Raw genomic sequence first — 13,448 nt, forward strand, 5'->3', positions numbered from 1 at the left:
CCCTAGGCCGGACAGGCCCGCGCTCCCTCTTTTTTCCTGTGCGGGCAAGGTGTTACTGTTGCCTGACGATTCGTTGTCAAAAATAGCCAAGGACCCGGACACACGCCTGATGCGTCGCCTCTCCTTCCTGATCCTCGGCCTGGCCGTGAGCCTGCCCAGCTTCGCCGCGATTACCCAGAGCCATGGTTATGCCCAATTCGGCACGCTCAAGTATCCGGCCAATTTCCAGCACTTCGACTGGACCAATCCCGACGCCCCCAAAGGCGGCACCTTGCGCCTGATGGCCTCGGGCAGCTTCGACACGCTCAACCCCTACACCCTGAAAGGCACCAGCCCGATCGGCACCGGCGATTTCCTCCAGTACGGCGTCAACGAGCTGAACGAACCATTGATGGTGGGCACCGGCCTGTACGACCCGTCCGGCGACGAACCAGCCTCCAGCTATGGCCTGATCGCGAAGAGCGTGGAATACACGGAAAACCGCAGCTGGGTGGTATTCAACCTGCGGCCGGAAGCGCGCTTCCACGACGGCAGGCCGATCACCGCCAGCGACGTGGCCTTTTCCTATCGCACCCTGGTCAAGCAGGGGCACCCGATGTACCGCACCTACCTGCAGGAGGTGAAGCGGGTCGATATCCTCACCCCCCACCGGGTGCGTTTCGTCCTGCGGCGCTCCGGCAACCCGCTGCTGATCCTGCGCCTGGGCGAGCTTCCGGTGCTGCCGCAGCATTACTGGAAGGATCGCGACTTCCGCGCCACCACCTTCACCGCGCCGCTGGGCAGCGGTCCCTATCGCATCGTCGAGGTCGATCCCGGGCGCCGCCTGGTGTTCGAACGCGTGAAGGGCTGGTGGGGCGAAAAACTGCCGGTGAACCGCGGCAAATACAATTTCGACCGGGTCGTGGTGGACTTCTACCGGGACAACGGCGTCGCCTTCGAAGCCTTCAAGGCCGGCGAGTTCGACTTCTACATCGAGCACCAGGCGAAGAACTGGCTGAACAACTATCGCTTCCCCACGGTTCTGCGCGGCGATGTGATCCGCACGGAAATCCCGCACCAGATCCCCAGCCAGACCCAGGCGTTGTTCATGAACACCCGTCGCGCCGTGTTCAAGGAGCGCGCGATACGCCAGGCGCTGGGCGAGATGTTCGACTTCGAATGGACCAATCGCGCCCTCTTCAGCAATTCCTACCTGCGCTCGCGCAGCTACTACCCGAACAGCGAATTCGCCGCCAGCGGCGTCCCGGAGGGCCAGGAATGGCTGTACCTGTCGCCGTACCGCAAGCAATTGCCGGCGCAGTTGTTCAAACAGCCGTTCAGCCTGCCGACCACCGAGGGGCGCGGCATTCCCCGTGAAACCCTCAGGCATGCACTCGGTCTACTGGCCGATGCCGGCTGGAAGCTGTCCGGCGACCGACTGCTGAATAAAAAGGGCGAACCGCTGCGCTTCGAAATCCTGCTGGTCAATCCGAGCCTGGAGCGTATTCTCCAGCCCTATCGCGAAAACCTCGCCAGCATCGGCATCGACGCGCGCCTGCGCACCGTCGACCGCGCCCAATACAAGCAGCGCCTGGACCAGTTCGACTACGACATGATCCTCATGACCCTGCCGCAGACCCTCAGTCCCGGCCTGGAACAGTGGCAGTACTTCCACTCCAGCCAGGTGAAGGTCAAGGGCAGCAAGAATTACGCGGGCATCGCCAACCCGGTGGTCGACGCCATGCTCAACCGCCTGCTCGGCGCCCACAGCCGCGACGAACAGGTCGCCGCCGCGCGCGCCCTGGACCGGACCTTGCTCTGGCAGTACTACAGCATTCCCAACTGGTACCTCAATTCGCACCGTCTGGCGTACCGCAACCGCTTCGCCTTCGTCGCCACCCCGCCCTACACCCTGGGCCTGCGCGCGTGGTGGCAGAAAAACCTGGAGACGTCCCGATGATCCGTCCCCGCTTCACCCCTCTGCTGGCAGCCCTGCTGCTCGGCTGCTGCGGCCCGCTCCTCGCCGCCCCGAAACATGCACTGACGCTCTACGATGAGCCTCCGAAGTATCCCGCCGATTTCAAGCATTTCGACTACGTGAATCCGGATGCGCCAAAAGGCGGCATCCTCCGCCAGGCCGACTTCGGCGGCTTCGACAGCCTCAACCCGTTCATCGGCAAGGGCGTCTCGGCCCCTTCGCTGGGCCTGATCTACGACACCCTGGCCTTCCAGTCGCAGGACGAGCCGTTCACCGAATACGGCCTGCTCGCGGAGAAGATCGAGAAGGCACCGGACAACAGCTACGTGCGCTTCTACCTGCGCCCCCAGGCCCGTTTCAGCGATGGCACGCCGGTCACCGCCGAAGACGTGGTGTTCACCTTCGAGACGCTGGTGAGCAAGGGCGACCCGATGTACCGCAACTACTATGCGGACGTCGACAAGGTGGTCGCCGAGGACAAGCTTCGCGTGCGCTTCGACTTCAAGCACGCCGGCAACCGCGAACTGCCGCTGATCCTCGGGCAGATCGCGATCCTGCCGAAACACTGGTGGGCCGACCGCGACTTTTCCAAGACCGGCATGGAAATCCCGGTAGGCAGCGGTCCCTACCGCATCGCCAAGGTCGATCCGGGACGCTCCATCAGCTACGAGCGAGTCAAGGACTGGTGGGCCAAGGACCTTCCGGTCTCCCGCGGACTCTATAACTTCGACACCATCACCATCGACTCCTATCGCGACATGTCGGTCGCCCTGGAAGCCTTCAAGGCCGGCCAGTACGACGTCAACCTCGAATATTCGGCGAAGGACTGGGCCACCGGCTACGAGTCGCCGGCATTGCGCGACGGGCGCTTCATCAAGGCCAGCATCCACAACCACAACCCGGTGGGGATGCAGGGCTTCGCCTTCAATATCCGCCGCCCGGTGTTCCAGGACCGCCGGGTACGCCAGGCGATCAGCCTGCTGTTCGACTTCGAATGGTCGAACAAGCAGCTGTTCTTCAGCTCCTACAAGCGCACCAACAGCTATTTCGAGAACTCGGAGATGGCCGCCCACCAGTTGCCCAGCGAAGCCGAGCTGAAGATCCTCGAACCGCTGCGCGGCAAGATTCCCGACGAGGCCTTCGACCAGGTCTTCCAGAATCCGGTCAATGACGGCAGCGGGGTGATCCGCGAGCAGCGGCGCAAGGCCTACCAGTTGCTCACCGAGGCCGGCTACAGGATCGAGAACAACCGCATGGTAGGTCCCGACGGCCAGCCACTGAGCTTCGAGTTCATGCTGTTCCAGGCCAACATGGAACGGGTCATCCTGCCGTTCAAGCGCAACCTGGCCGAACTTGGCATCGACATGCAGATCCGTCGCGTCGACGTCTCGCAGTTCGTCAACCGCCTGCGCTCGCGGGATTTCGACATGACCTCGGCGACCTGGCCGCAATCCAACTCGCCAGGCAACGAACAGCGAGAGTTCTGGCATTCCAGCAGCGCCGACAAGGCCGGCAGCCGCAACTTCATCGGCCTCAAGGACCCGGCCATCGACAGCCTGGTGGAAAGCCTGATCCAGTCCGACTCGCGGCAAAGCCTGATCGACCATACCCGCGCCCTCGACCGCGTACTGTCGTGGGGCTACTACGTGGTTCCCAACTACTACGTCGATACCTGGCGGGTCGCCTACTGGAACCGTTTCGGCCGGCCGAAGGTGACGCCACTCTACGACTGGGGCCTGATGACCTGGTGGCAGACCAGCGACAAGGCGCTGCCGAGCAAGGCGCAAGCCGAAGCCACGCAAGACGCCGAGCCGGAACGGGAGTAACGCCGCATGCTCTCCTATATCCTGCGGCGCCTGCTGCTGATCGTCCCTACCCTGTTCGGCATCCTGCTGATCAACTTCATCATCATCCAGGCCGCTCCCGGCGGTCCGGTGGAGCAGATGATCGCCAAGCTGGAAGGCTTCGACGCCGCTTCCGGCGGCGCCACCGGGCGCATCTCCGGCGGCGGCGGCGAAGTCGCCGTGGCCGGCTCGCAATACCGCGGTGCGCAAGGCCTGGACCCGGAGCTGGTGAAAGAGATCGAGCGCATGTACGGCTTCGACAAGTCGGCCCCCGAGCGCTTCATGATCATGCTGAAGAACTACCTGCACCTGGACTTCGGGCAGAGCTTCTTCCGCGACGCCAAGGTCACCGACCTGATCATCGAGAAATTGCCGGTGTCGATCTCGCTCGGGCTCTGGAGCACGCTGATCATGTACCTGGTGTCGATCCCGCTGGGGATCGCCAAGGCGGTCCGCCATGGTAGCGTCTTCGACATCTGGACCAGCTCGGCGATCATCGTCGGCTACGCCATTCCCGCCTTCCTCTTCGCCATCCTGCTGGTGGTGCTGTTCGCCGGCGGCAGCTACTGGGACTGGTTCCCCCTGCGCGGCCTGACCTCGAACAACTTCGACCAGCTCAGCCTCGGCGGCAAGGTGCTCGACTATTTCTGGCACCTGGCCTTGCCGGTAACCGCCCTGGTGATCGGCAACTTCGCCACCATCACGCTGCTGACCAAGAACAGCTTCCTCGACGAGATCGGCAAGCAATACGTGGTCACCGCCCGCGCCAAGGGCCTGACCGAACGCCGCGTGCTCTACGGGCACGTATTCCGCAACGCCATGCTGCTGGTGATTGCCGGCCTGCCGGCTGCGCTGCTGGGGATCTTCTTCACCGGTTCGCTGTTGATCGAGGTGATCTTCTCCCTCGACGGCCTCGGCCTGCTCAGCTTCGAAGCGGCGATGAACCGCGACTACCCGGTGGTCTTCGGCACGCTGTTCATCTTCACCCTGTTCGGGCTGGTCATGAAGCTGATCAGCGATATCGTCTACACCCTGGTCGATCCGCGCATCGACTTCGAGAACCGGGAGTAATCCGATGCGCCTGTCTCCCATCAACCAGCGCCGCTGGGCCCGCTTCAAGAGCAACAAGCGTGGCTGGTGGTCGCTCTGGCTGTTCCTCATCCTGTTCGTCGGCAGCCTCGGCGCCGAACTGATCGCCAACGACAAACCGCTGGTCGTGCATTACGACGGCGGCTGGTATTTCCCGGTCTTCAAACGCTACCCGGAAACCACCTTCGGCGGCGAATTCCCCCTGGAAGCCAACTACAAGAGCCCCTACATCAGCCAACTGATCGCCGAGAAGGACGGCTGGGTGCTTTGGCCGCCGATCCCCTACAGCTACGACACCATCAACTACGAGCTGAAGGTTCCCGCCCCCGCCCCGCCGTCGGCGGAAAACTGGCTGGGCACCGACGACCAGGCCCGCGACGTGCTCGCCCGGGTGATCTACGGCTTCCGCGTGTCGATACTCTTCGCCCTGACCCTGACCGTGCTCAGTTCTCTGATCGGCGTCACCGTCGGCGCCCTGCAAGGCTACTACGGCGGCTGGGTCGACCTGCTCGGCCAGCGTTTCCTGGAAGTCTGGTCGGGGCTGCCGGTGCTCTACCTGCTGATCATCCTGGCCAGCTTCGTCCAGCCGAACTTCTGGTGGCTGCTGGGCATCATGCTGCTGTTTTCCTGGATGAGCCTGGTGGACGTGGTCCGCGCCGAGTTCCTCCGCGGGCGCAACCTGGAATACGTCCGCGCCGCCCGGGCCCTCGGCATGCGCAACAGCGCCATCATGTTCCGTCACATCCTGCCGAACGCGATGATCTCGACCCTGACCTTCATGCCGTTCATCCTCACCGGCGCCATCGGCACCCTCACCTCCCTGGACTTCCTCGGCTTCGGCCTGCCGCCTGGCGCGCCGTCGCTGGGCGAGTTGGTCGCCCAGGGCAAGTCCAACCTCCAGGCACCCTGGCTGGGCATTTCCGCCTTCGTGGTGCTGGCGGTCATGCTGAGCCTGCTGGTGTTCATCGGCGAAGCCGCCCGCGACGCTTTCGACCCGAGGAAATGAGATGAGCGAGAACATTCTGGAAATCCGCGACCTCGCCGTCGAATTCCTCTCCGGCGAGCAACGCCAGCGGGTGGTCGAAGGCGTCAGCTTCGACATCCGCCAGGGCGAGACCCTGGCCCTGGTCGGCGAAAGCGGCTCGGGCAAGTCGGTGACCGCCCACTCCATCCTGCGCCTGCTGCCCTACTCCGTCGCCAGCCACCCAGCAGGCAGCATCCACTACCAGGGCGAGGATCTGCTCAAGCTCCCGGAACGGCGCCTGCGCGGGATCCGCGGCAACCGCATCGCCATGGTCTTCCAGGAACCCATGACCTCGCTCAATCCGCTGCATACCATCGAGAAGCAGCTCGCCGAGGTCCTCGCCCTGCACAAGGGCCTGGGTGGCGCCAAGGCCAGCGCGAAAATTCTCGAACTGCTCGAGCTGGTCGGCATCCCCGAACCGGCCAAGCGCCTGAAAGCCTATCCACACGAACTCTCCGGCGGCCAGCGGCAGCGGGTGATGATCGCCATGGCCCTGGCCTGCGAGCCGCAACTGCTGATCGCCGACGAACCGACCACCGCGCTCGACGTCACCGTCCAGTTGAAGATCCTCGATCTGCTCAAGGACCTGCAGGCACGCCTGGGCATGTCCCTGCTGCTGATCACCCACGACCTCAACCTGGTCCGGCGCATCGCCCACCGCGTCTGCGTCATGCAACAAGGGCGGATCGTCGAGCAGGCTTCCTGCCAGGAACTCTTCGCAGCCCCGCGACACCCCTATACCCGCGAGCTGCTCAACGCCGAGCCCAGCGGTGCGCCGGCAAGCAACCCGCCCGGTGAAACCCTGTTGGCGGTGGACGACCTGCGGGTCTGGTTCCCGATCCGCAAAGGCGTGTTCCGCCGCACCGTGGACCACGTCAAGGCGGTCGACGGGGTCAATTTCGAACTACCCCGCGGGCAGACGCTGGGCATCGTTGGCGAAAGCGGCTCGGGCAAGTCGACCCTTGGCCTGGCAATCCTGCGGCTGCTGGAAAGCCAGGGCGGCATCCGCTTCGAAGGCACCCGGCTGGACGGTCTCGCGCAACATGACGTGCGCCCGCTGCGCCGCGAGATGCAGGTGGTGTTCCAGGACCCGTATGGCAGCCTCAGCCCACGCATGTGTGTCGGCGAGATCGTCGGCGAAGGCCTGCGCATCCATAGGATCGGCAGCGAGGCCGAACAGGAGCAGGCGATCATCGACGCGCTGGTGGAGGTCGGGCTCGATCCGCAGACCCGCTACCGTTACCCCCACGAATTCTCCGGCGGCCAGCGCCAGCGCATCGCCATCGCCCGGGCGCTGGTGCTGAAACCGGCGCTGATCCTGCTCGACGAACCGACCTCGGCGCTCGACCGCACCGTGCAGCGCCAAGTCGTGGAATTACTGCGGCAACTGCAGGGCAAATACAACCTCACCTACCTGTTCATCAGCCACGACCTGGCGGTAGTCAAGGCGCTCAGCCACCAGCTGATGGTGGTTCGACATGGCAAGGTGGTGGAACAGGGCAGCGCCGAAGCGGTTTTCGCCTCGCCGCAACATCCCTATACGCAGCAATTGCTGGAGGCTGCCTTCATGGCCCCGGCAAGCGCGGAAAACTGAGTAGCAGACAAGGAACGGACCATGGGATTTCTCACAGGAAAACGCGCCCTGATCGTCGGAGTCGCCAGCAAGCTCTCCATCGCTTCCGGCATCGCCGCCGCCATGCACCGGGAAGGCGCCGAACTGGCCTTCACCTACCAGAACGACAAGCTCAGGGGCCGGGTGGAGGAGTTCGCCAGTGGCTGGGGCTCGCGGCCGGAGCTGTGCTTCCCCTGTGACGTGGCCGACGACAGCCAGATCGAAGCGGTGTTCGCCGCCCTGGGCAAGCACTGGGACGGCCTGGACATCATCGTCCACTCCGTCGGATTCGCTCCAGGCGATCAGCTCGACGGCGACTTCACCGCGGTGACCACCCGCGAGGGCTTCCGCATCGCCCACGACATCAGCGCCTACAGCTTCATCGCCCTGGCCAAGGCCGGACGGGAAATGATGAAGGGCCGCAACGGCAGCCTGCTGACCCTCTCCTACCTGGGCGCCGAACGGACCATGCCGAACTACAACGTAATGGGCATGGCCAAGGCCAGCCTGGAGGCCGGGGTCCGCTACCTGGCCGGCAGCCTGGGCGCGGAAGGCACCCGGGTCAATGCGGTTTCCGCCGGGCCGATCCGAACGCTCGCCGCCTCCGGGATCAAGAGTTTCCGCAAGATGCTGGCCGCCAACGAGCGGCAGACGCCGCTGCGGCGCAACGTCACCATCGAGGAAGTCGGCAATGCCGGCGCCTTCCTCTGTTCAGACCTGGCCAGCGGTATCAGTGGCGAGATCCTCTACGTCGATGGCGGCTTCAACACTACCGCCATGGGCCCGCTGGACGACGACTGATCACCCCGCCCATGAAAAATGGCCGCTTCGAGCGGCCATTTTTCATGGGAGGAATAAAGAAAAGGCCGCGTAAGCGGCCTTTTCTCTGCATCTCGGTCTCAGTATTTCTCGACTTCCGCCTTGTCCTGCAACTGACGGCGGAAGGCGGCGAAGTCTGCCTGTCCGCTGCGCGAAGCCAGGAAGCGGCGGTACATGGCCTTCTCGTCGTCGGAGATAGCCTCCTCCGGCTCGCTGACGCCATTCAGGCGGATCACCACGTAATCGCCATTGGCCAGGGTCACGCCAGAGAACGAAGGCTTGTCCTTGGCCTCCGGACGCTGCATGCGGAACACCGCCTGGAGCAGTTTCGGATCGACGCCTTCGTGGCCGCGGGAGGCCGCCTCGACCACTTTCCACGACTCACCCGCTGCGGAAGAGGTACGGCCTTCACGCAGCTCTGCGATCAGGGCCTCGCCACGCTTCTGCGCCTCCTCGGCGGCCTTTTCGGCGGCCAGGCGCTCGCGGATGTTCGCCGCGACCTGCTCCAGCGGTTGCTCCTTCGGCTTGTTGTGTTCCTTGACCCGCAGCACCACCACGGTGTCCGGATCCAGCTCGATGGCGCCACTGTTGGCCGCTTCTTCCAGCACCTCGGCGCTGAACGCGGTCTGCACGATCTGGCGGTTGGCAGCGATGCCGTCGCCCCCCGAACGTCCGAACGGCTGGCTGGTCTGGACCTTCAGGCCCATTTCCTGCGCCGGCTGGCTCAGGTCGGCGGCTTCGTAGGCGGAGCTTTCCAAGTCCTTGGTAGCCTCGACGAAGCGCTGCTCGACCATCTGTTTCTTCAGTTCGTCCTCGAGCTTCGGCTTGAGGCTTTCCAGGCTCGGTACTTCCGGCGCCTGCACGCCCAGCAGCTTGATCAGGTGGTAGCCGTACGGAGTCTTCACCGGGGCGGATACCTCACCTTGCTTCAGCGCATACAGCGCCTCCTCGAACGCGGGGTCGTACACGCCGCGGCCGGCGTAGCCCAGGTCGCCGCCGGTGGCGGCCGAGCCGATATCCTGGGAGAACTCCTTGGCCAGCGCGGCGAAATCCTCGCCCTTGGCCAGGCGAGCCTTGATCTCGTCGATCTTCGCCTTGGCCTGCTCGTCGCCGACCTTGTCGTTCACCTCGATCAGGATGTGTGCGGCATCGCGCTGCTCGGAAAGGTTGGCGATTTCCTTCTGGTACAGCGCCTCGAGGTCTTCCTGCTTCACCTTGACCTGGTCGAAGAAGGAGGACTTCTTCAGCTCCACGTATTCGACGACCACCTGCTCGGGAGTCATGAACTCGCTCTTGTGGCCTTCGTAGAAGGCCTTCACCTCGTCGTCGCTCACGCTGCTCTTGGAGGCGTCGGCCTTGATCGCCAGGGTGGCGAAGTCGCGGGTCTGCTTCTCGAGGCGAGCGAAGGACTGCAATTCGTTGTCGGTGACGAAACCGGTGCCCGCCAGGCCGGCGCGAAGCTGGCCGATGAGCATTTCCTGGCCGAGCATCTGGCGGAACTGCATGCGGCTGTAGTTCATCTGGCGGATGACCTGGTCGAAGCGATCCGCGTTGAACTTGCCGTCGACCTGGAACTCGGGAGTTTGCAGGATCAACTGGTCCAGCGCCTGGTCGGAGAAGGCGAACTTGTCGTCCTTGGCGGCCTGGAGCAGCAGGGTACGCTCGATCAGCCCCTTCAGGGCCGCTTCCTTGAGCAGCTTGTCATCCAGCATGGATGGATCGAAATCCTTGCCCAGGCGTTGCAGCAGCTGGCGACGCTGCATGTCCACGGCCTGTTGGACTTCATTGAGACTGATATCGTCGCCGTTGACCTTGGCGGCCACGTTGGAGTGGTCGGTGGCCCGGATGATCGCGTCGAAGCCGGTCAGCGACAGGAGAACGATGATCACGCCAATGATGGTCTTGGCGATCCAGCCCTGGGAATTATCCCTGATGTTCTGCAGCATGCAGCCCCCAAAAACTGCCACGACCAGCCGTCTTGGGCGGCGCGGCGTGGGTAAGAGATGCGGATATAAGAAAGGCGCATCCGAGGATGCGCCTTCTCGTAACTGGCGGAGCGGACGGGACTCGAACCCGCGACCCCCGGCGTGACAGGCCGGTATTCTAACCGACTGAACTACCGCTCCGCAGCCAGGCCAGCCTTGGCCGACCTGGGTAGAACGAGTCCCAAAAGACGCTTAGTTGACAGCATCCTTCAGGGCTTTACCGGCTTTGAAGCCCGGGATCTTGGCAGCGGCGATCTTGATCGGCTTGCCAGTTTGCGGGTTGCGACCGGTGCGAGCAGCGCGCTCTTTGACAGCGAAGGTGCCGAAACCAACCAGCACGACGGAGTCACCAGCCTTCAGGGCGCCAGTGACGGACTCGATCACTGCGTCCAGTGCGCGACCGGCAACAGCTTTCGGGATATCAGCAGATGCGGCAATTGCATCGATCAGTTCCGACTTGTTCACTCTAAGTCCCCTTATTTCTGTTGAGTATGTTTCTATGTGTTAGGTGTAAGGAAATTCTGCGCTGGTAGGCCAACTGACTCAGCAAGTGCCGCTTTATAACAAGGGCCCAAAAACAGTGTCAAGAATACCTACCGACTAATGCGTGCTAATTCGCTCCTTGGAATCAGGCTCGCGTTTTTCATCCTTTGCAACCATCTCCGGAGCCGCATCGGGCAAGGGCTCCGGGGCGTATTGCAGCGCAATTTGCAGGACTTCGTCAATCCATTTAACCGGTTTAATAACCAGATCACTCTTAATATTGTCCGGAATTTCCTTCAGGTCGCGAACATTTTCCTCGGGAATGATCACCGTCTTGATCCCGCCGCGGTGCGCCGCCAAAAGTTTTTCTTTCAGCCCGCCGATCGCCAGCACCTGCCCACGCAGGGTGATCTCCCCGGTCATTGCCACGTCGGCGCGCACCGGGATCTGCGTGATCGCCGAAACCAGCGCCGTGCACATGCCGATGCCTGCGCTCGGGCCATCCTTCGGCGTAGCGCCTTCCGGAACGTGGATATGGATGTCGCGCTTCTCGTGGAAGTCCGCCGCGATTCCTAGGCTCTGGGCGCGGCTGCGCACCACGGTCAACGCCGCGGTGATCGATTCCGCCATCACGTCGCCCAGCGATCCGGTCTTGGTCAACTGGCCCTTGCCGGGTACCACGGCCGCCTCGATGGTAAGCAGCTCGCCGCCGACCTGGGTCCAGGCCAGCCCGGTCACCTGGCCGATCTGGTCCTGCTGTTCGGCGAGGCCATAACGGAACTTGCGCACGCCGAGGTAGTTCTCCAGCGTCTCGCTGGACACCACCGCCTGGATACGCTTGAGCTTGGCATGCTCCTTCACCGCCTTGCGGCAGACCTTGGCGATCTGCCGCTCGAGGCTGCGCACCCCGGCTTCGCGGGTGTAGTAGCGAATGATGTCGCGCAGGGCGCCTTCCTCGAAGGTCAGCTCGCCCTTCTTCAGGCCGTTGGCCTGGACCTGCTTCGGAATCAGGTACTTGGCGGCGATATTGACCTTCTCGTCCTCGGTGTAGCCCGGCAGGCGGATGACTTCCATCCGATCCAGCAGGGGCGCCGGGATGTTCATCGAGTTCGCGGTGCAGAGGAACATCACGTCGGACAGGTCGTAGTCGACTTCCAGGTAGTGATCGTTGAAGTTGTGGTTCTGCTCCGGGTCGAGCACCTCGAGCAGCGCCGAGGCGGGATCCCCGCGCATGTCGCTGCCCATCTTGTCGATTTCGTCGAGGAGGAACAGCGGGTTGCGCACGCCGACCTTGGTCATCTTCTGGATCAGGCGGCCCGGCATGGAGCCGATATAGGTACGACGGTGACCGCGGATCTCGGCCTCGTCACGCACGCCGCCGAGCGCCATGCGCACGAACTTGCGATTGGTGGCGCGAGCGATGGATTCGGCCAGGGAGGTCTTGCCCACGCCGGGCGGTCCCACCAGGCAAAGGACCGGGCCCTTGAGCTTCTTCACCCGCTTTTGCACGGCGAGATACTCGAGAATGCGCTCCTTGACCTCTTCCAGGCCATAATGGTCGGCATCGAGGATGTCTTCCGCCTTGGCGAGATCATGGCGCACCTTGCTCTCGGCCTTCCACGGCACGTTCAGCAGCCAGTCTATGTAGGAACGCACCACGGTGGCTTCCGCCGACATCGGCGACATCTGCTTGAGCTTGTTCAGCTCGGCAGTGGCCTTGGTGTGCGCCTCCTTGGTCAGGCCGGCAGCGTCGATGCGCTTCTTCAGCTCCTCGACTTCGTTGTGCCCTTCGTCGATATCGCCGAGTTCCTTCTGAATGGCCTTCATCTGCTCATTCAGGTAGTACTCGCGCTGGCTGCGCTCCATCTGCTTCTTGACCCGGCCGCGGATACGCTTTTCCACCTGCAGCAGGTCGATCTCGGCATCCAGCAGCGCCAGGACATGCTCGACCCGCGACGACAGGTCGGTGATCTCCAGGATGTCCTGCTTCTGCTCGATCTTCAGCGCCATGTGCGCGGCCATGGTATCGACCAGCCTGCTCGGCTCGTCGATGCTGTTCAGCGAGGAAAGCACCTCGGCGGGGACTTTCTTGCCCAACTGGACGTATTGCTCGAACTGGCTCAGCAGGCTGCGAGTGAAGACCTCGGCCTCGCGCTCGCCGACATTGGCGTCGTCGATAGCCTGGACCGCGGCACGAATGTGCCCTTCCTCCTCGATGAAGCGCTCGACCTGGCCGCGCTGCTCGCCTTCGACCAGCACCTTGACGGTGCCATCCGGCAGCTTGAGCAACTGCAGCACGGTAGCGACCGTACCCATGCGGTACAGGCCATCTTCGCCCGGATCATCGTCCGCGGGGTTTTTCTGCGCCAGCAGGAGGATTTGCTTGTCGCCGGTCATCGCTGCCTCCAGGGCCTCGATGGACTTTTCCCGACCGACGAACAACGGGATGACCATGTGCGGGTACACCACCACGTCACGTAGCGGCAGCAAGGGCAATTCGACGAGTGTTTTCATAATGTCGGCTCTACAGCGGCACTTGGCCACGAAACAGATAGGAAGACCTTTCAGCCTAAGATGGGGTTAGGCCCGGGAAAAAACAAGCGTGCCAGTCGGAAAAGAAAAGGGGCCCGAAGGC

The 13,448-nt window shown here is 63.3% G+C and carries 9 protein-coding genes and 1 tRNA gene; 6 read left to right on the forward strand and 4 right to left on the reverse strand.

Annotated features, from left to right (window positions below):
- Positions 1-109 precede the first annotated feature (109 nt).
- The 6 genes from AC1RB9_RS16475 to fabI are packed head-to-tail and all read left to right on the forward strand — an operon-like array spanning position 110 to position 8,327.
- The gene (locus AC1RB9_RS16475) at positions 110-1,939 is read left to right on the forward strand and encodes an extracellular solute-binding protein (protein ID WP_003450100.1); all 1,830 of its coding nucleotides are present in this window, start codon (positions 110-112) and stop codon (positions 1,937-1,939) included.
- Positions 1,936-3,783 (forward strand): extracellular solute-binding protein, encoded by a 1,848-nt coding sequence (locus AC1RB9_RS16480; protein WP_003098136.1) that lies wholly within the window; start codon positions 1,936-1,938, stop codon positions 3,781-3,783. The genes AC1RB9_RS16475 and AC1RB9_RS16480 overlap by 4 nt, the downstream gene beginning before the upstream one ends.
- A gap of 6 nt (positions 3,784-3,789) precedes the next feature.
- The gene (locus tag AC1RB9_RS16485; RefSeq protein WP_003098134.1) at positions 3,790-4,872 is read left to right on the forward strand and encodes a microcin C ABC transporter permease YejB; all 1,083 of its coding nucleotides are present in this window, start codon (positions 3,790-3,792) and stop codon (positions 4,870-4,872) included.
- A 4-nt stretch (positions 4,873-4,876) separates the two neighbouring features.
- A complete protein-coding gene (locus AC1RB9_RS16490; RefSeq protein ID WP_003087942.1) occupies positions 4,877-5,896 on the forward strand; it encodes an ABC transporter permease in 1,020 nt (339 codons plus the stop codon).
- A 1-nt stretch (position 5,897) separates the two neighbouring features.
- Entirely contained in the window at positions 5,898-7,508 is a 1,611-nt protein-coding gene (locus AC1RB9_RS16495; protein WP_003450091.1) for an ABC transporter ATP-binding protein, read from the forward strand.
- A 21-nt stretch (positions 7,509-7,529) separates the two neighbouring features.
- A complete protein-coding gene (gene fabI, locus AC1RB9_RS16500; RefSeq protein ID WP_003087936.1) occupies positions 7,530-8,327 on the forward strand; it encodes an enoyl-ACP reductase FabI in 798 nt (265 codons plus the stop codon).
- Between the two features lie 98 nt (positions 8,328-8,425).
- Here fabI and AC1RB9_RS16505 read toward each other — a convergent pair whose 3' ends face one another.
- The 4 genes from AC1RB9_RS16505 to lon all read right to left on the reverse strand — a co-directional run bounded on the left by AC1RB9_RS16505 (position 8,426) and on the right by lon (position 13,327).
- On the reverse strand, positions 8,426-10,291 hold the full coding sequence (locus tag AC1RB9_RS16505; RefSeq protein ID WP_003098131.1) for a SurA N-terminal domain-containing protein: 1,866 nt from the start codon (positions 10,289-10,291) through the stop codon (positions 8,426-8,428).
- A gap of 103 nt (positions 10,292-10,394) precedes the next feature.
- Positions 10,395-10,471, reverse strand: a tRNA-Asp gene (locus AC1RB9_RS16510).
- Positions 10,472-10,522: 51 nt separating this feature from the next.
- A complete protein-coding gene (gene hupB, locus AC1RB9_RS16515) occupies positions 10,523-10,795 on the reverse strand; it encodes a nucleoid-associated protein HU-beta (RefSeq protein WP_003087931.1) in 273 nt (90 codons plus the stop codon).
- 135 nt (positions 10,796-10,930) lie between these two features.
- Positions 10,931-13,327: an endopeptidase La gene (gene lon, locus AC1RB9_RS16520; RefSeq protein WP_003087926.1), complete on the reverse strand. Its 2,397-nt coding sequence runs from the start codon at positions 13,325-13,327 to the stop codon at positions 10,931-10,933.
- Positions 13,328-13,448 lie beyond the last annotated feature (121 nt).

Source organism: Pseudomonas sp. 20-5, from assembly GCF_056782835.1.

Excerpts from the sequence above, each read along its gene's own strand:
- AC1RB9_RS16475 (WP_003450100.1), top strand. The coding sequence starts at position 110 with ATGCGTCGCCTCTCCTTCCTGATCCTCGGCCTGGCCGTGAGCCTGCCC.
- AC1RB9_RS16480 (WP_003098136.1), top strand. The coding sequence starts at position 1,936 with ATGATCCGTCCCCGCTTCACCCCTCTGCTGGCAGCCCTGCTGCTCGGC.
- AC1RB9_RS16485 (WP_003098134.1), top strand. The coding sequence starts at position 3,790 with ATGCTCTCCTATATCCTGCGGCGCCTGCTGCTGATCGTCCCTACCCTG.
- AC1RB9_RS16490 (WP_003087942.1), top strand. The coding sequence starts at position 4,877 with ATGCGCCTGTCTCCCATCAACCAGCGCCGCTGGGCCCGCTTCAAGAGC.
- AC1RB9_RS16495 (WP_003450091.1), top strand. The coding sequence starts at position 5,898 with ATGAGCGAGAACATTCTGGAAATCCGCGACCTCGCCGTCGAATTCCTC.
- fabI (WP_003087936.1), top strand. The coding sequence starts at position 7,530 with ATGGGATTTCTCACAGGAAAACGCGCCCTGATCGTCGGAGTCGCCAGC.
- AC1RB9_RS16505 (WP_003098131.1), bottom strand. The coding sequence starts at position 10,291 with ATGCTGCAGAACATCAGGGATAATTCCCAGGGCTGGATCGCCAAGACC.
- lon (WP_003087926.1), bottom strand. The coding sequence starts at position 13,327 with ATGAAAACACTCGTCGAATTGCCCTTGCTGCCGCTACGTGACGTGGTG.